At 46.5% G+C, this 18058-nt stretch carries 17 protein-coding genes; 10 read left to right on the top strand and 7 right to left on the bottom strand.

The window, feature by feature from the left end; translation table 11 throughout:
- The first annotated feature begins 41 nt into the window (after window positions 1-41).
- Window positions 42-1394, top strand: a complete 1353-nt coding sequence (locus AK963_RS00200; RefSeq protein WP_066013034.1) for a hypothetical protein — start codon at window positions 42-44, stop codon at window positions 1392-1394.
- A 105-nt stretch (window positions 1395-1499) separates the two neighbouring features.
- Here AK963_RS00200 and AK963_RS00195 read toward each other — a convergent pair whose 3' ends face one another.
- The gene (locus AK963_RS00195; RefSeq protein ID WP_066013030.1) at window positions 1500-2057 is read right to left on the bottom strand and encodes a hypoxanthine-guanine phosphoribosyltransferase; all 558 of its coding nucleotides are present in this window, start codon (window positions 2055-2057) and stop codon (window positions 1500-1502) included.
- A gap of 511 nt (window positions 2058-2568) precedes the next feature.
- Between AK963_RS00195 and upp the strand changes: the two genes are divergently transcribed.
- A complete protein-coding gene (upp, locus tag AK963_RS00190; RefSeq protein WP_066013028.1) occupies window positions 2569-3195 on the top strand; it encodes a uracil phosphoribosyltransferase in 627 nt (208 codons plus the stop codon).
- 23 nt (window positions 3196-3218) lie between these two features.
- Complete coding sequence (locus AK963_RS00185) at window positions 3219-4520, top strand: uracil-xanthine permease family protein (protein WP_083232351.1); 1302 nt, start codon at window positions 3219-3221, stop codon at window positions 4518-4520.
- A 46-nt stretch (window positions 4521-4566) separates the two neighbouring features.
- On the opposite strand, the gene AK963_RS00180 is transcribed toward AK963_RS00185, so the two are convergent.
- A complete protein-coding gene (locus AK963_RS00180; RefSeq protein WP_066013022.1) occupies window positions 4567-4911 on the bottom strand; it encodes an STAS domain-containing protein in 345 nt (114 codons plus the stop codon).
- A gap of 276 nt (window positions 4912-5187) precedes the next feature.
- Between AK963_RS00180 and AK963_RS31730 the strand changes: the two genes are divergently transcribed.
- Window positions 5188-5370, top strand: coding sequence for a hypothetical protein (locus AK963_RS31730; RefSeq protein WP_139117174.1), 183 nt, complete (start codon window positions 5188-5190; stop codon window positions 5368-5370).
- A gap of 221 nt (window positions 5371-5591) precedes the next feature.
- Window positions 5592-6704, top strand: a complete 1113-nt coding sequence (locus AK963_RS00170; protein ID WP_066013019.1) for a hypothetical protein — start codon at window positions 5592-5594, stop codon at window positions 6702-6704.
- Window positions 6705-6952: 248 nt separating this feature from the next.
- Here the strand turns inward: AK963_RS00170 and AK963_RS00165 are convergent, their stop codons facing one another.
- On the bottom strand, window positions 6953-8419 hold the full coding sequence (locus tag AK963_RS00165; protein WP_066013017.1) for a PhoPQ-activated protein PqaA family protein: 1467 nt from the start codon (window positions 8417-8419) through the stop codon (window positions 6953-6955).
- 179 nt (window positions 8420-8598) lie between these two features.
- Here AK963_RS00165 and AK963_RS00160 point away from each other — a divergent pair, with 179 nt between their 5' ends.
- Together AK963_RS00160 and nhaC are read left to right on the top strand one after the other, a co-directional pair.
- Window positions 8599-9639: a threonine aldolase family protein gene (locus tag AK963_RS00160; RefSeq protein ID WP_066013015.1), complete on the top strand. Its 1041-nt coding sequence runs from the start codon at window positions 8599-8601 to the stop codon at window positions 9637-9639.
- A gap of 264 nt (window positions 9640-9903) precedes the next feature.
- Complete coding sequence (gene nhaC, locus AK963_RS00155) at window positions 9904-11331, top strand: Na+/H+ antiporter NhaC (protein ID WP_066013013.1); 1428 nt, start codon at window positions 9904-9906, stop codon at window positions 11329-11331.
- A 42-nt stretch (window positions 11332-11373) separates the two neighbouring features.
- Here nhaC and AK963_RS00150 read toward each other — a convergent pair whose 3' ends face one another.
- The 3 genes from AK963_RS00150 to AK963_RS00140 all read right to left on the bottom strand — a co-directional run bounded on the left by AK963_RS00150 (window position 11374) and on the right by AK963_RS00140 (window position 14337).
- Window positions 11374-12378: a phospholipase A gene (locus AK963_RS00150; protein WP_066013011.1), complete on the bottom strand. Its 1005-nt coding sequence runs from the start codon at window positions 12376-12378 to the stop codon at window positions 11374-11376.
- A 193-nt stretch (window positions 12379-12571) separates the two neighbouring features.
- A complete protein-coding gene (locus AK963_RS00145) occupies window positions 12572-13918 on the bottom strand; it encodes an MFS transporter (RefSeq protein WP_083232350.1) in 1347 nt (448 codons plus the stop codon).
- Window positions 13918-14337 (bottom strand): YybH family protein, encoded by a 420-nt coding sequence (locus tag AK963_RS00140; RefSeq protein ID WP_066013006.1) that lies wholly within the window; start codon window positions 14335-14337, stop codon window positions 13918-13920. The genes AK963_RS00145 and AK963_RS00140 overlap by 1 nt, the downstream gene beginning before the upstream one ends.
- A gap of 382 nt (window positions 14338-14719) precedes the next feature.
- On the opposite strand from AK963_RS00140, the gene AK963_RS00135 reads away from it, so the two are divergent.
- Complete coding sequence (locus tag AK963_RS00135) at window positions 14720-16093, top strand: hypothetical protein (protein WP_066013004.1); 1374 nt, start codon at window positions 14720-14722, stop codon at window positions 16091-16093.
- Window positions 16094-16141: 48 nt separating this feature from the next.
- Window positions 16142-16807, top strand: a complete 666-nt coding sequence (locus AK963_RS00130) for a metallophosphoesterase (RefSeq protein WP_066013002.1) — start codon at window positions 16142-16144, stop codon at window positions 16805-16807.
- Window positions 16808-16815: 8 nt separating this feature from the next.
- On the opposite strand, the gene AK963_RS00125 is transcribed toward AK963_RS00130, so the two are convergent.
- A complete protein-coding gene (locus AK963_RS00125; protein WP_066012999.1) occupies window positions 16816-17484 on the bottom strand; it encodes an NAD(P)H-dependent oxidoreductase in 669 nt (222 codons plus the stop codon).
- A 157-nt stretch (window positions 17485-17641) separates the two neighbouring features.
- On the opposite strand from AK963_RS00125, the gene AK963_RS00120 reads away from it, so the two are divergent.
- Window positions 17642-18031, top strand: coding sequence for a winged helix-turn-helix transcriptional regulator (locus AK963_RS00120; RefSeq protein WP_066012997.1), 390 nt, complete (start codon window positions 17642-17644; stop codon window positions 18029-18031).
- Window positions 18032-18058 lie beyond the last annotated feature (27 nt).

Here is an 18058-nt window from a genome sequence, read left to right as displayed (position 1 = left end):
TACAATTAATTGAGTGATTAAAGGAATATTTGAGGGCGCATATGGAAAGTGCATCTGGAGCTGGTTCGGCTAATTTACAACAATTGCAGACGATTCAAGACCTTGCAGACAAGGGGATGAAGTGTGAGGTTAAATTTGGTGTTAACGGTGAGATTACCAGTATAGAGGTAATGAAGGATGTTCAGCCGACACCAGGTCTTAAGCTATCAGACCAGCAACCTGATGTATCCGTACCCAGAAAAATTCCGCTTAAGCAGAGAAAGGCTGAGATAGCTGCAGAGAAGGATACGGTAACCGTTCGGGAAGCCATATTTAATAAGCTGAAGTCTGTAAAGAACTATTTTCAAACTAAATTCGAGAGCAAATTTCCAAAGGCTGCAGAGCGGAATAGGAATTTTGAGGCGTCAGTTAGTAAGGCGTTTAGTGATTTTAAGAAGGCTGTCAAACATGAAAACTGGGAGAAAATACCAGAAGATTCAGTAAAGGCTGGATCTGATCAGTTAAAGACAGAGGTGGAGGTTCATAATGAGTCTATTGACCAACTTGAAAGCCTTGAGAGCCAAAAGGCTGAGAGGAAAACAGAGCTTGATACTCTAAACAAGGTCTACAAAAACACACGTAAGGTGTGTGAAGATCCTGAAGGCGTGATTCAGAGCAAAGCTAGAATTACTGTTCCAATTCCTATTGAAGGGGTTGATCCTGTGGTTATTGAATCATCAGATCCGCTGGTTCGTAGAGAACAGGTGAATGAGGTCATGGCACAGTTTAAAGAGTCAGGCTTTGTTGACCGAATTAGGCAGCTTGATTCAGAAATTCAACATGCGAAATCTGAACAAAAGCAGCTGAAAGAGTCAATGAAAGAAAGTGGCAATAGAATTCTTGAACTTTTTATGGAAGAACAAAACACACTGAGCCAGGCTGAGGACAGAAATACCAAACTATCTCAATTTCAGGGCACGTTGACTGAACAGCGCCTTGAGCTGGATTCCGAGGTTGAGCAGTTGCAGAGTGAAATTAGAGCTCTTAAAAATGAGAAGCAACAAGCAGAGCAATACGTTTCTGAGCAAAAAAATCTTCTGCCAGCACTGAATAAAAAACTGAAATCACTCAGTAAGCTTGGTTTAGACGACCCAGGAATTAAAAAAGTGCATGATGAAAAGATGGGTGAGTTACAGGACGCTCAAGAGGTAATTGATATTGGTAATGCCAGGTTGAAATCAATACCAGGTGAGATGAAAGAAAAAAAAGCGCAGCTTGAGACCAAGATGAAGGCTATTGAAGATCTGCAAAAAGGGAAAGAACTAAATAAACAGGAAAAGACTTATTCTAAAGAAGTTGATGCTGAGCGAGCCAGGTTGGAAAGTCAGCTTGGTAAAAGACTGCGGAAAAAATAGGTAGGCAGCTTTAAATTTTACGCTCTGTTTTGAAAGGGTGCTTAAAGTGATTCCATTAAAAAAGCTTCCCACCGGAAGCTTTTTTAATGGATGATAAATGGCCTCTTAATGACCTTTCAGTGCATAAATGCCATTGGCATTGCGCCAGTACCCTTGGTAGTCCAGTCCGTAACCAAAGATATAGCGATCTTCGATTTCCAGTCCAGTGAAGTCTGCCTTCAGGTCTGGGCGGGCTTTACGGTCATGCTTTTTATCCACCAGAACGGCGGTAAGAACGCTGGCGGCGCCTTCTTCCTTGCAGAAGTCGACTATGGCGTCCAAGGTGTGCCCTTCGTCCAGAATATCATCGATGATCAGGACAGTACGGTCTTTGATGCTCTGGGTAGGACGAACTTTCCACTCCAGGCGGCCACCGGTCAGCTGGTCCCGGTAACGAGTTGCATGGACGTAGGAGGCCTCCAGGGGAAACTGCATATGAGTCAGCAGTTTGCCGGTAATCACCAGACCACCATTCATTACGCAGAATACCAGCGGGTTGCTGTCCGCCAGCTTGTTGGTGATGTTGCGTCCCATTGTGGCGATGGCGTCTTCAATCTGCTGCTCGTTATAGAGGCAGTCGGCTTCATCCATCACTTGCCGGATATGGTCGAGATCAACAGACATGTTGTGCAAACCCTGATCGTTTGATTGGCAGCCGGTCACTCCAGTGAGTCAACATCATGATTTGCAGGTGTTGTGTATCCTGGCGATCGGCGGTCCATTTCTGGTTAAAAAACCATTTTTTACTCTCCTGTGGAGAGTTGTAAACAGTTTTCACGAAAAACAAAGCAGGAAAAAATACCGCTGTTGTCCTTAATGGGCAAGTGAAAACTACACGGTCGTTATGGTTGTAAAAACCTATGGGCAGGTCAGACATCCTGTGGGACAATAAGAAGGTTTAGGCTGTAGCCACTGATTTATGTGGTTTATTTGCTCTGTTAGAGGACATGAGCCCTGCAGGTATAGAGATGAATCTACTCAGGGGCGAACTATACCATTTTCAGCAAAAGCGATAGTTGAAAGCTTTTGAATGATCGTTTTCTCAATGAGTGCTTCCTCAGAAACGTTTTATCTCAGCCATTCATTTTTTTGATTAATTATCCATCCATCTCCATTCAGACAGTTGAGGTCATGCATGAGCGTACAGGAAATCAAGCATCCGCTGGTACAACACAAGCTGGGACTGATGCGTTCCCACGATATCAGTACCAAGGGTTTCCGAACCCTGGCCAGTGAGGTTGGCAGCCTGCTGACGTATGAAGCGACCAAAGATCTGGAGCTGGAAGATACGGTAATTAAAGGCTGGAATGGTCAGGTGACCGTTCAGCAGATCAAGGGTAAGAAAATTACTATTGTTCCGATCCTGCGTGCGGGCATTGGTATGATGGATGGTGTTCTGGATATGATCCCGAATGCCAAGGTCAGTGTGGTTGGCCTCTACCGTGATGAAGAAACGCTGGAGCCAGTGCCTTACTTTGAAAAGCTGGTTAGCAATATTGATGAGCGCATTGCCCTGATCTTGGATCCAATGCTGGCCACTGGTGGTTCCATGCTGGCGACTATTGATATGCTGAAGAAGGCGGGTTGTAAGGAAATCCGTTGCCTGGTTCTGGTGGCTGCGCCGGAAGGTATTGATAAGATCCATTCAGCCCATCCTGACGTTAAGATTTTCACAGCGTCTGTTGATCAGGGGCTTAATGAAAACGGTTATATCATCCCGGGCCTGGGTGATGCCGGCGACAAGATTTTTGGTACAAAATAAATAACAAATAAGGATATCCAAAAATGAATCATACAGCACAGTCGGGGGAAACCCTCCAGTCAGAGATGTCGCTCTGGCGGCAGGCGCTGATGGGGGGGCAGATGCTGTTTGTTGCCTTTGGTGCTCTGGTTCTAGTGCCATTGCTGACTGGGTTGGACGCCAATGTTGCGTTCTTTACCGCAGGTATTGGTACTCTGATTTTCCAGCTGATCACCCGTCGGCAGGTGCCTGTTTTTCTGGCATCGTCTTTTGCCTTCATTGCGCCAATTACGTTCAGTATCCAATCCTGGGGGTTGGCTGCCACCATGGGCGGTATCATGGCAGCCGGTGTGCTTTATGCCGCATTGAGTGTGCTGGTGAGATTACGCGGATCAGGCATACTATACCGGCTGTTTCCACCTGTGGTGGTTGGGCCGGTGATTATGGTTATTGGCCTTGGCCTGGCGCCTGCTGCCGTTGGGATGGCAACATCACCTGTTGAAGGGCTGATTTCTGCTGATCAGGCTCTGTTCCTTGCCGCGATCTCGCTGTTGGCAACTCTGCTGGTGGCTACCATGGCCGGTGGGATTCTGCGACTGATTCCCATCATCTGTGGTATTGGCACAGGGTATGTGTCAGCGGTGATCATGGGCGTTGTGGACTTTCAGCCTTTGATTGACCGCCCCTGGTTTGCTATTCCGAATTTTACGACTCCCGAATTCAACTGGAATGCGGTGCTTTATATGATTCCGGTAGCGATTGCACCAGCTATTGAACACATTGGTGATATGCTGGCCATCAGTTCGGTGACCGGGAAAAAGTATCTGGAAAAACCAGGGCTGAAAAATACTCTTCTGGGGGATGGTCTGGCGACAACCGCTGCGGGTATGCTGGGTGGGCCACCCAATACCACTTATTCAGAAGTTACCGGTGCGGTGATGCTGACCAAAGCCTACAATCCAGTGATCATGACCTGGGCGGCAGTGATTGCGATTGGTGTGGCGTTTATTGGAAAAATTGGTGGGTTCCTGTCAACTATTCCAGTGCCAGTGATGGGCGGTATTATGATGCTGCTGTTTGGCTCCATTGCGGTCGTTGGCCTTAACACGCTTATTAAGGCAAGGGTTGACTTGGGACAGCCGCGAAACCTGGTGATTGTATCCATCGTGCTGGTGTTTGGTATCGGCAATATGGGGATCTCACTGGGAGATTTTTCACTGAAGGGCGTCAGTCTTTGCGCGCTGACAGCTGTCATTCTGAATTTGCTGCTGCCTCATCGTTCCGGGGAAGATCGATACCAGTCTTCTGAAGTGTGCAAAGAAGACGTTGCAGAAAACGCAGGATAAAAACTGAAAAAGGCGGTAGTGATTTTAATACCGCCTTTTTTATGGATCAGGTTGATGCTGACTGTTTTTGTTGATTCTGCTCCTGAGTGTTCATCTGGATGAAATACGTAATGCCGCTTAACTCCATAAGTGAGGCAACACTGTTGGGGACGTTATAGAGCGAGAGGTAGAAATGACCTGCCAGTTGTACCTGACAATGAAGGAGTAATTTCAACCCATCACTGCTGATGCTTTTAAGTAGCGAACAATCAATTACAATATGACTGTTGTTGATTCTTGTTGCATTCCCTAACGCATTCTCCAGGATTTGGATGGTACTGGTATTAATATCACCATCCAGAATCATCAGTGTGTAGTTTTGATAGCTTTCGAGATTAATGGTTAATTCCATACTTCTTCTCCCGGCTTGATCCCTTAATGATGGGAATATTAAGGGCAGGGGCTGTGTTTTTGCATAACATTCTGGTTACAGGGTCTGACAATATTGCAGATCCACAGTTCATTTCAGGTGGGTGTTTTTCTAAGGTGGTATTTTTGTAATTGATTGAAATATAGTTGCTTTTTTGGTTTTTTTTGTTACTGATTCTGACAGTATTGTTATTGGTAGTGCAGGTAAGTTCCCGTAGCATTATCGATATCGTATTCAATGTAATGAAAGGATGTCATTATGTTAAGAAGAATCCGAACAAGCGCACAGATAATGATTACCGTGGTTAGCTTTCTGGGATGCTATAGCTCAGGGAATGCATCAGAATCGGTTCTGGCTGCCCAGTATCGCTGCATGAGTCACCGCTACGAAACCAGAAAAGATGATTGTGAAGGCGATCGCTTCAGTTTTCAGGGAGATTGATGTCAACTTTTTAGCCTGTTTTTGTAAATTAAGAATCCACTTTTTCTTTCCAACTACACTATTGCTCTGAACCTTTGATGGTAATCGTTATTCCATCAGAGGTTCTTGCAATAGTCTGGCCTTATTACTTTATTTTTTCGAATGTTTATATGGAAAAATATTAAATTAACCCAATCTTTATCTGGATAATTACTCATAAAACAAATTGTGGGATAAGTACTATGGGTTTTGGTATTGATATAGCGCCAATAATTCACTGGGTAAGATCCCCGGCTGCTCCGGAGAGTATTAAGTCTCATACCCTTGATGGGATCTCAAAAGCGATGGCCTTTGGTCGCAAATGTGCTGAGGCAGTCATGGGTACATTGACCTCATACTTGGGCTCAGGTACTGAAGTTGATCGGGTAGTTGTTGAACGTCAGAGCCTTTCTGACAGAAGTGGGGAACAATCAGAGAAATGTGAAAATCATTTTCAGGCTGCTTTCCCAACAGTTAATGCTCAGAATACTTCACGAGACACTAATCCTGCAGGTAGTTCTGATATTGAGATGAGTACAGAAGAACAACAAAGAGTTTGTGAAATAGCTGAAGAGTTAACGTATAAATTTTGGACGGCAGTTGACCCATGGCATAAATGGTTATGGGACAAAAAGCTTAGAGCAGAAATTGCAGAAGATAACTTTATTTCTGATTTGTTAAACGGTGAAGGAAAGTCTGAGGAAGAGATGCAAAGGGAGTTGGAACAAATAACTGACGAGTATGGTTTATCGGCTGTTCTTCCCAGGGAGCGTGTTTCTGATACAGACAGTTTTATTTCTGAGCATTCCAGTCTTGGCGATAATGCAGAAGGCACAGGGGTATCGCAAAAAACTGAAGTTATGACGGGAGAAACCCGCTTGCCTGCAGAAGCCCAAAAAGCTCACCCTATACCGATTAGTACAACATTGATTCCACAGATTACTCCAAACAGTAGTCAGTATATTTGGAAGGAAACTGTTGCTCCTGAAAATCCAAGTGAAATACCTGAAAAAATACCGATACGCTCAAATTTTTCTCATGAAGTTAATAATCAGGTGAGAAGGGTGAGAACCAGTAAACCAGCACAAAAAATGGTTGATATTCAACTGGAGTTTGCAGATAGCGTCTCCAGTAAGGGGCCCGCGAAGTTGAAGAATAAGACTCGTGTAACGAAACCACTGGCAGTATCAAGCCGGTTGTTGAAAATACCAGAGCATAGAAAACCTACGGGCCAGAAGCTTGTGCACCAGCCTTTAGCTGAGGGTTGTGCCAAGTGGCCTGATAACCTTCGCAAGACGATAACAAAAGAAAAGTAAGTGAATAATCAATAATATGCGACTGATATTGTGGATTTGTAAAAAGAGATACCAAAGGGGCGCAGCAAAGGGTGCTACCAACTGGCCATATAACCAGTTCGTAACGCACTTTAGCTGTGATATCAGTTGATCTCAAAATCACTTAACTCACTCTATAGGGCATGGTTCCAGTCGTTCAATGTGGCATGAGAGTACATCAGCTAAAAGTTTCCAGTAATTAAAAGAAGCACCGGAGCTGGAAAAAACGGCTATTGGTAGCTGTCTGGATTTACAAATACCCGAGTGGTGAACGTCAAGTCGGTAAAGGGAGCATTGCTGAAATGCATTTCCACAAAGCTGGCAGTCCAGCCTCTTTTATCTTGAGGCAGCTCTATCGTGCTGTTGCAGTTTTTACCCTGACAGGTGAATTTCACCTTGGTACGAGTATAGGGTGAAAGGTCTTTATTTGACGGTACTCTGCGGAAGTCTCTTTCAGATGCATTATTGGCCTGCCAGAGCCAGGCCTCTTTTGGTCGTCTTGATGTATTCACTATGAGAGACCTTCCTTCCTGCTTCCATATTACCTGAGGCATGGCGCGACCTTGAAGAAAAGCGCCGTAGAAAGATTCGGTCAAATCAGTGATCAAATGAGCGCTATCATGGTTGATATAATGTCCCTGATTTGGCAGAACTCTCATCCATTTATCCCCCGGTAATTGGTCAAAAAACACTTTGCTGGTATCGGGTGGAATGAAGTGATCACCGGATGCAGTGACAAAGAACTTGGGAAGTTTGAGAAACCGTTTGTACTGATAAGGGTCAACGATAGAAATTAATTGATCCATTTCTGGTCTTTCGAACAGGGCCTTGAGAGGAAGGTAAGGTGATATGGCTGGGTTGCCTTGCGGATAAACATTGAAAATATGATCAATCATGTCTTTCAAGTTCATAAAATCGGCAACCTGAGGGATTAAAGCCACGATTCGACTATCCTGGGTAGCTGTCAGAGAGGCTGTCCAGCCTCGCTTGGATGCACCAGCGATGACGAAACCATTAATGGCTATTTTATGCCGCTGCAGAATTTCTTCGCTGGCGTTCATCCCATAAATTGCCGCTTTCACCATAGGAAGTCGCAGAGGCCAGTTGAAGTTTTCCTGCGGGTTATTCAAAAACTGCTTCCAGGTAAAAACGATCAGGTTATCTTCTTTTAATGGCGGCGTATCTTTGAACTGCAGAAACTGGTTTGGAACATCTTTCAGGTCAATAACAATGGATTTGGTTCGAGCGGCTATCCGGGCAAAATCCAGCTCAGGTTCCGAGTTGGTTTGCGGGATTTCGCTGGACGAGTGAATGGTTCCACCATTGATGTATAGCAGTGCTGTATTGTGCTTCAATTGCTGAGGTTTAAAAATGGTCAATCGGTGTTGCCATAAAGGGAAATCAACGGAGGCCTTCTCTCCTTGCTGCCAACGGAGGGAGGTCAGGGCAGCATGGATGATCTCCACCTCAGTGGATAAGTCTTTATGCTTGACGGTTGTTGAAGAGGTCTGGGTTATCGTCCATCCAGAATCTGGCTCTTCTTTTAGAAGGTAGCAGGGAAGTACGTGCTCCATATGATTGATTAGCCACTCGTTATTACACTGTAAGGGAGTCTCCCTGAGACTGTTTTCGGCTGATATATCCGCAGTTGAGATAATCAGGGTGCATGTGAATAACCAGCGTATTATTTTTGTCATTGCATTATATTGCTTGTTAACTCGATCGAGTGGAATGTTAATAATTTAATTTCATAAAGTAGCTTAGTTTGATCCAGACAGTTGGATACATATATCTGGCTATTTGCCCATGATCCGGGTTTCAGTAATATTGCCTGTTTCCCATATAAATCATAGATAGAAGGCAGGTCATAATTGCCATGACACGATTCTTTACCAGTGATAACGCTTCCGGGGTTTGTCCGGAGGTCATGAACGCTTTGATTGAAGCAAATGCTGGCCACATGGGCGCTTATGGCAATGATGCCCTGACCCGGGAAGCGATAAATATGGTTGAGCAGGCTTTGGGCAGGCCTGCCGACGTGTTCTTCGTCTATAACGGTACGGCCGCGAATACCCTGGCCTGCAAGGCCACTCTACGCAGCATTGACAGCATCATCTGCCCGGATACGGCCCATATTGTTACCAATGAAGTCGGGGCACCGGTGAATGCTACCGGTAGTCGGATGATTACCGTTGAGTCCTCCCATGGAAAAATTTCACCTGAGCAGATACGAAAAGCCTGTCAGAATGAAAGCTGGTGGGGGATGCATGCAACTCGTCCAAGGCTGGTCAGTATCTCCCAGTCAACGGAATGGGGAACGGTTTATTCTCTGGATGAGCTGGCAGCCATTAAAGCGGTTTGTATTGAGCTGGGCATGTTGCTGCATGTTGATGGTTGTCGTATCTACAATGCTGCGGTGGCACTGGATTGCCCTCTGGCTGAGATGTGTGAGCACATAGACATCCTCTCGCTTGGAGGGACCAAAAACGGCTTGATGTTTGGAGAGGCCCTCGTATTTTTCAATGCTGAAGCTGCTGATGGTTTTCTGCACATGCGGAAACAGGGACTTCAACTCCATTCTAAAATGCGCTTTATCAGCGCCCAGTTCAAAGCGCTGTTTACTGATGAGTTATGGAAGAAGAATGCGGCTCAGGCCAATCGTATGATGAGCCTGTTGGCTGAAGGATTAAGAGAATGCCCGGATATTGAATTAGTCTGCCCCGTGCAAACTAACCAGGCCTTTTTCTCAATCCCAACAGCGTTGGCCGTTCAGCTGCAAACCATTAAAGACTTTTATCAAAATGGGCCACAGCCTGGAGTGTATCGAATGGTCACCTCATTCGATACCACTGAAGAAGATGTTGAGTCCTTTGTTCAGGAAGCTAAAGCACTGAACAAGCAGTGGCGAATGGCTTGATACATAAGTAACTAACCATATGAAATCATATTTTCTGAGTAAGTGGTTAGTCACCCTGCTGCGTTACAACTTTGGTCACATAGCTACGGCTATGCTCCCGCTGTTGTGCCTTGCATAGTAACTATCCACTCACCCAGAAATTTCGATTCCATATGGCCAGCTACTTAGCATGCTCCAGCGGGTGCGGTGATGCGTACAAACCGCTATCATTGCCCCCCCCCTGTTTCTCAGGAATGCTGCCCTTGTACCCAAAGGAGTTTCGGTTTGACTGTATCGACACAGCCAGAAACATCATGGAAAGAGCCCGGTTTTCTCCATGCTTTTATCACCCTTGCTTTAATTATTAGCGTCATCAGTACTGGCCTTTTTGTACTGGAAACCAGTCTGCACAGCTTGATTCTGATTTCTCTGATGATCGCTTCCATCAGTGCCTTTTCTCTTGGCTATGATTTTCGAGCTATTCGGGATGCCATGAATTCCGGGATTACCGGGGCGCTGACGGCGATTTATATTTTTATCTTAATCGGAGTGCTGATTGCTGCCTTTATTCAAAGTGGTACGCTGGCAACATTGATTTACTATGGAATTGAATTTGTCAGCCCTGCGATTTTTCTGCCAGCCGGGCTGATTCTCTGTAGCCTGATGTCCCTTGCCACCGGTACCAGCTGGGGAACGGTTGGCACTATTGGGGTTGTCCTGATGGGGGTTGGGACGACGATGGGGATACCGGCTCCTCTGGTTGCTGGTATGGTCATCTCTGGTGCCTGCTTCGGTGACAAGATGTCACCGGTTTCCGATACCACCAACCTGGCTTCCATGACCTCAAAAGTTGATCTCTATTCTCATATTCGGGGCATGCTGTTTACTACTGGACCGGCTTATATTCTTGCCCTGGTCGTATTCTCTCTGATGGGGATGGGGTACGTTGACAACCAGTTACCTGCTGAACAGTTGTCAGCCATGCAGGCTGCTCTAAAAGATACGTTCACAGTCAATGCTCTGACTTTGTTACCGCTGATCGTCATGTTGGTTCTCAGCATTGCTCGTGTTGCCGCAGAACCCAGCATGATGATGGCATCTTCAGTCGCTGTAGTACTGGCTATCTTCATGCAGGATCAGAGTTTGACGACGGTACTTAACAGCCTCTATGGCGGCGGCAGTGTCCGTACTGGTCTGGAGAGTATGGACTCATTACTTGGACGAGGGGGGATCACATCGATGATGTGGACTCTTTCATTATCGCTTATGGCCCTGGCGTTGGGGGGTATCCTTGAGCGTTGCAGCTTTTTGCGGGTGCTCATTCATACCGTTGTTATAAAAATAAAAAGGGCGTCCGCTCTGGTGGCTACCACTGTCATTGCCTGCTTTGCTGGAAATATGACCATGGGTGAAGCTTACATGTCGATCATATTGGGTGGTCAGCTGTTCAGTGATGCCTATGATCAAAAGGGTGTAGATCGTCGTGTTCTTTCGCGCTCTCTGGAAGAAGGGGCTACACTCACAACAGCACTTATTCCATGGACTACCGGAGGTGCTTTTTTTGCCTCGACCCTGGGCGTTGCAGTGATTGAATATGCACCCTGGGCTCTTTTAAACTGGCTCAGTCCGGTTCTTGCCATTGCATTTGCGATGTTAGGTTTTGGTCTATTCCGTAAAGATCCTGAGCTTCAACAAACCAGCCCTGCTGTTTGATCAGTAAAAGGGAAGAGCTGACTTCTTCCCTTGTTTCCGATTTTATAGCCAGTCGGTCAACATGACACCAACGCTCAGTCGATTAGCGCTGTCATTGTAATCAATCAGGCTTTCACCGTAGCCATTGAAGTATTGAATATAACCTCTAAACCTTTTGTTGATTGGAAAAGACCAGTCCAGTTGAACGGCACCTTTGTTATCACTTCTCAAATTATTTCTTAACGTCATGCCAAGGTTGTGCTCCTGGATCTGGTAACCCAGATGTAGCTCTCCATGCCCCATATATTTTTCGATATCAGGGTTATCATCCCCCTGGGAACTATTTTCCTGACCCGGCTCTTTTTCCGGCTCTGGAATCCGCCACCAAGGTTTAATACTGACGACAAAATTGTCCCTGGAAAAAATAAACTGTGTGTAGATTCTATTCCAGCTTCTGGAAAGCTCTCCGCTACGGCCATTGGACTGGTGAGTTAGCCCTGCAAGAACCGCATTCAAATCAAACCCCCAGAGCTGATAGTCGGTGGGGAAAACCATAAACACTTCCGGCTCATGGTTGGTTTCCCGGAAGGGGGCAGAGTTACTGTTATAAGCCTGCCACCAGGAGGTGTTGGTATAGGCTACATAGATATCACCGTAACCATTGAATACCCCTTGGGCCAGGGGAGCTTTCATGCTGAGCTGAAACTTGATCTCAGTGTTGGAGAAACCATCAATATTCTGAATTTCGAAGGGACGCTCGTTAGGGCTTTTGTTGTAGGAGATAGGCAATAGATAGTTCGGTCGGTGAGGCGTGATGGCAAAGCGGTTATCCAGGGTTTCTTCTTCTTCCTGTACCCGCTGTTCAACGACATTATCAACTTCTTCTGCACTCTCTATGACAATTGTCCTGCATTGCTGGCGGATATCAGCCAGGGTCAGTGAATCATCACCTTCTTTAATCTGCTGGTATAAACAGTCCTCATAAGCATCAGAGTAGGCCGCTGTTGGAAACAGGCACAGTGTTAGCACTGAAATAACAGTACTTTTCCCCCAGATCAAAGAGTTCATTCTTAAGCCTTGTATTTATTATCTGAAGCTGATTTCTACAGGGAATTATCCGGTTAGCTATTGATTATTACAATACATAAGATAAGTGGTAAGCAGTTGTCAGCTCTACCTATTTTTCTGCGCTCTTTGTGGTTACTTTCAAGAGCACAGTGTGTAGATATTATGGCTTTATTGAAAAATGTTTTTTTGATTGTCAGCGGTGTATATCTGTTACCTGACTCTGGCTATCTTCATCGAGTTTATCTGTGGTCAGCTGAACTTTTGGCCAGGGAATAAATAGTGCTATCAGGCTGATGACGGCAATGAGAGAAAGGTAAATAGCCGGTCCCGAAGTATTATCCGAGTATTTGGCCAGTAGTGTCGATGTAAAGGGTGCGATGCCTCCAAAAATTGCGAACCCTATGTTGTAGCAGGTGGCAATGCCGGTATAGCGAACCTCCGTTGGAAAAAAGCTGATCAGCAGTGGCGGAAGTGCACCCGAGGCTGTTGCTGCCAGAAGGCCACAGATCAACATGATCTTATTCAGCTCGGCGGCAGGTGAAGAGAAGTATTGAAACGCTGGCCAGGAAATCGTGGCGATAACAACGGCCATAACGCCAAGAATCAGTTTGTGATTAATCAGATCGGATAGCATCCCGAATATCAGACAGAGCGGAGATAGCATCAGAAACGCCAGGGTAGTGTGCCAGGCGACGGCTTCCCGGGAAAAACCAAGTAGTGAAGAAAGGTAACTTGGCATGTAAATGCTGTAGATAGTTACGGTTGCTCCGCACAGACCAATGGTCATAAATCCGCAGATCACCCCCCGGGTATGTTGCTTGAAAAGGAGTACAATGGGTATGGAGGCTTGTGCCTTGGTCTGGTCGAGTGCTTCGAATAAGCCGGACTCGGAAAAGTGTTTGCGGATGTGATAGCTGATGATTCCCAGAGACCCTCCGACCCAGAACGGGACGCGCCAGCCCCATTCCTTCATATCATCTGCGGAAAGATGCATTTCCAATATTCCATGCACAAATGTACCGAGCGATATGCCAATCATAATTGCCAGAAACAGAATGCCAATTACCAGCCCGCGCCTTTCCGGCGTACTTTCACTCAGGTAGGTGATCGCTCCTGGAATTTCTCCGCCTAGAGAGAAACCCTGAAGTAGCCGTAATATGATTAATGCGATAGGGGCTGCTGCGCCAATGCTTTCCCATCCGGGTAAGCAGCCCATCAAGGTTGTCGTTACTGCCATCAGAAAGATGGAAAAGGTAAATGTCTTTTTACGGCCGTAGCGATCCCCAAAGTGTCCAAAGACAATACCACCCAAAGGGCGGGTTAGATAACCAATGGCAAATGTAGCAAACGTGCTGAGCAATGACGTGATATGGTCTTCTGCAGGAAAAAAATTCTCGGCAATATAGCTGGCCATCAAGCCATATATCAGGAAATCATAAATCTCCAGCATGCCCCCCAGTGATACGGAAGAGGCCAGCTTGTATTGACTGGAAGATGCTGTAATGCATCGTTTGGGTTGTGTGGGTGTTGTTTGAGTCATCAGTCAGGTAGAAAGTGGGTTGGTGAAACATGCAGATGATGGATAAACCATCTGCCATCGTGTTGTTTAAGCAGGTGAGTAGCCCTCAGGGACTGTTCTTCTTCAAGTTCTTCTTCCCCAAGCGTTCTAAGTGTGGAAAGCACCCATAGGCTCCCGGAAACAATGGTGCTTTCATCTGCATATATCTCTTCAACCCGGAAGTTGACCGATTTGATTTCAAAAAGTCTGAACAGTTCTTCATACCAGAGAGTTAACTGGTCAATAGACCTAATGGTGTCTCCCTCAGCGTTCCAGAAAAGAAGACCTGAGCTGGGCTTGTAATGACCGATGATTGAATCAAGATCCTTACGGCAATAGCTGTCGGCTATCTCTGAGAAAAACTGGTCTACCAGCTTAGTGGCCAGGTCGAGGTCAGCCATGGCTGTCTTCCCCCCTGTCAATGGATTTCAATGCCAAGTGGTTATCGGGTTTGGAATATCGATTAAGAATAGCCCTGTTTTGGGAGCCGGCCGCTTTAAAAAAGCATTGCGGCTAATAATGAAAAATCGGTGGTAGTTACGGCGGATGGGAGGCTTAAGTTATATATCTTTAAGAAATAATGACGCTTTCATGTGGCTGACTAAACCAGCAGCATCTATCTTTCTTAACATCCCTGAGGCCTGTTGCTGCAAGCTTTGGAGACAGATATTGGCTCTGGCAGATATTAACAAATAGGTTGTTGCCTTATGGGGGCTCATTCCCGGGCAGCCTGCTCACATCTGTTTCCAGCCATAGCAACCTTTCCAGAAAAGAAAACTCACTATGAGAACAAAGACCTTACCTTGGGCTTCGCTGGTACTGCTGCTGTTGGTCAGTCTGTCAATTGTGGCTGAAAACCGGCTGGATCCCATAAGGCAGTATATCCACAAGCATTTTTCGGATCAGCTGGAGATTACCCAGGAGCAGATAGAGCAACTCTCATGGGTGCTCGATAATCCAGTATTTACTCCTGAGTTAGCTACACAACTGTCATCAGCGCCAATCCATCAGGAAGTTCCAAGAGCTCTGTCCCGATTATATTGTTTGCAGCTGTTAAGAAATGGGTCACATGAGGCCTATGAAGCATTTGTGGCACCTCAGACGGATCCTGACACCCCCAGGTTGACAGAGCCGTCCTTCCGACAGCTTTCCAGGGAGATTGCGGGGTTGGACTCTGTCTCTTATGAAGTTATCCAGACGACAGCCATTCTGGATGCGGTTACGTTATCTCCGGAGGCACGCAGGCGTGCTTCAAAAGTTCTGGGTAAGCCTTTTCCTGAAGATACGGTAGACTTTCTATCTGTTACAGCACCCTATGCTGAGAAGATTTACCCGCTGGCTCGCTCGATTATTACAAAACACCCCTCTGCAGCCCGGTTGTTCGAAATTGTCTATCTGCCCCATAGCCACCTTCGCCATATGATGTATAACGAGGGCTCTTTGTCCATGTATACCGTGCTTAACACCGGGATACAGAACAAGAGTATCAGTAAAAATGACCTGAACCTATGGTACGACCATTGGGTAGTCAATATCGCCGGGTTCCGTGGTCATTCAGAGCCTGCAGGTTCCGTTTATCTCACCCAGAATACCTGGCGCTCCATGAATCAACTGAAGTTACTGCTGGACAGACTGTTCAGGGAGCCGAAGATGAACCCCATGCAGGTCTACCTGCAAAAGCGGGGACAGTGGCTGCACCTGAATACTTTGACCAGAAACCCTAATGAATTTCTGACCCTTGCTTCCCTCGGGGCTTCTGCAAGGTTGTTTACACCTGCCGAAGGAAGAGAATTGTATGCCAGTTTTAAAAGTCTTCCAGAGAATGAGCAGAAACAGTGGATTCAGCACAGCAGGCTTCAGTTAACCGCTTTGGATACGCCATCTCCAACCTACGGGCCGGCTGTCTATGCCAATGCCATTGCGGTTGCCGGGTTGCCGGAAACCGTTCGTAAAGTGTTGCCAGTAATGCTCAGGGTTTATGAAGAAGCGGAACGGATGAGAATAGAGGGACGGTTAGCCGCTGAGGTGCCCTTGTCGTTTCGGGAGCTGGCCCGGGAGCCGATGCTTAACCACATTTTGTTTAGTCAGCGCCAATTTACCACTTCCATCAATCCTGATGATGGAGTGGCTAAACTGGTAATGAGGGACGAACCATAAACTTGGACGTATAAACCTAAACTCCAATCAAAAATCCAGGGAGGATTTATGTTTTACCAGCACTTTCGTCAGAATGAAGTTGGTCGTGATTTTGTTATTGGCGATTTGCATGGAATGTATGATCTTCTGATGTCCCTGCTGGCTAGCGCTGGCTTCGACCGTGAAAAAGATCGCTGTTTCAGTTGTGGTGACCTGATTGATCGGGGGCCCGCTTCTGAAAAGTGTCTTTCCCTGATGGATGAGCCATGGTTCCACTGCGTCCGTGGCAATCATGAGCAGTGCATGATTGATACGGTAAGACACCCATCATCCCGTGAGATTGCAAAATGGGTGCTTTGTGGCGGTGACTGGCACCTGCAGGTTTCATCAGAAAAAATGAATAGGTATGCGGACAGGGCCTCAGAGCAGCCGGTTCTGATCTCGGTTGACCTGCCTGGAGGCAGGATGGCGGCAATTTGTCATGCAGAATACCCGTTGCTCGCCTGGGATCCGGAGAAAATAGAATCTGATCCTGACCTGGTATGGGCGATGCAATGGTCCAGGTCCCGGATTCAAAGTGGTGACGAGTCAGCGGTTAAAGGCATTGACCACATATTCTGTGGCCATACCATTGTTGATCAACCCGTCACTCTGGGAAATACCCATTTTATTGATACGGGCGGATTTGAGAGCAACAATCTAACGCTGCTATGCCTCAGCGAACTTGCTGAGTGAGCTGGCGCTCAGTGCCATTCGACAACGGCTTCCTGCCCGTGACGAGTTTTTGGGTAAGGCTCGTTTTCCCGGTAGCCGAAAGCGACCATGACACTGACGCCAAACTCGCGGCTGTCCAACAGGCCTTCCTGTGCCATTAGTGGCTCCAGCTTTTCCCGGTCAAAACCTTCAATCGGGCAGGAGTCAATGCCAATCTGAGCAGCTACGCTCATCATATTACCGAGTGCGATATAAGTCTGTTTACAGGCCCAGTCAAACATGGCTCTGGGAGATTCGGTCAGCCGGAAGTCACTGTTTTGAAAGTCACGGTAGAACTCGCTGATCATATCCACAACATCTTCAGGCAGCTGTTTCACATGACGCATATGGTCCAGGATATATTCAGACTCATAATGCATGCTGTTTTCTTTGCGGGCCAGAATGATGACAAAATGACTGGCTGTTGGTAACTGTCCCTGGGCCCCCCAGCTGACGGTTTTGATCTTTTCCCTCAATTCCGGATTCTGGATCACCAGAAACTTCCAGGGCTCAAAGCCAAATGAACTGGGGGAAAGGCGTCCGGCTTCCAGAATGAAATCAAAATCCTCATCGGATATTTTCCGGCTTGCATCAAAGCTTTTGCAGGCGTGACGGAAGTTGAAAGCATCCAGAATTTGTTTACGCAGGGAAGTGTTCATTGTTCAGACCATATACAACAGTAGTCAAGGGCTGCATTCTATTGTCGTCAGGATAAAATAGGAAGAAAGCACAAAAATGATAGGTAGTATATTGAATTGTATTTAAGTACCAATTTTATACTATTGAGTGGCTTTATCGACATCAGGAGTATCAGAAGTGCGGGGAGAGCAGGAATATCTTGCGGGTAGTAAACCCTGTCCAGTGGAAGTGACGCAGGAAATTATTGGGGGAAAGTGGAAGGGGGTGATTCTCTATAAGCTGCTGGAATCTGGCTGTCTGCGGTTCAGCGAGCTGAAGAGACGACTGCCACGAATAACGCAGAGAATGCTGACTCTTCAGTTGCGAAGTCTGGAGGACGATGGGCTGGTGATACGAACGATTTATCCGGAAGTACCGCCCAGAGTGGAGTATCAGCTGACGGAACTGGGCAAAACCCTCAGGCCGGTTATCGACAGTCTGATGCAGTGGGGGTTGTTTTACGAGGAGGCAAAAGCTGCCACAGATAGCAATAATGCTGCCTCCAAACGTGAAGCTGAGGTATGTTAAATATCTTTAAACAGGCAGGAATTGATT

This window comes from Endozoicomonas atrinae (assembly GCF_001647025.1).
In the GTDB taxonomy this organism is placed as follows: domain Bacteria; phylum Pseudomonadota; class Gammaproteobacteria; order Pseudomonadales; family Endozoicomonadaceae; genus Endozoicomonas; species Endozoicomonas atrinae.
Note: the sequence above shows the minus strand (reverse complement) of the source record. Positions and strands in the feature narration are given on the sequence as shown.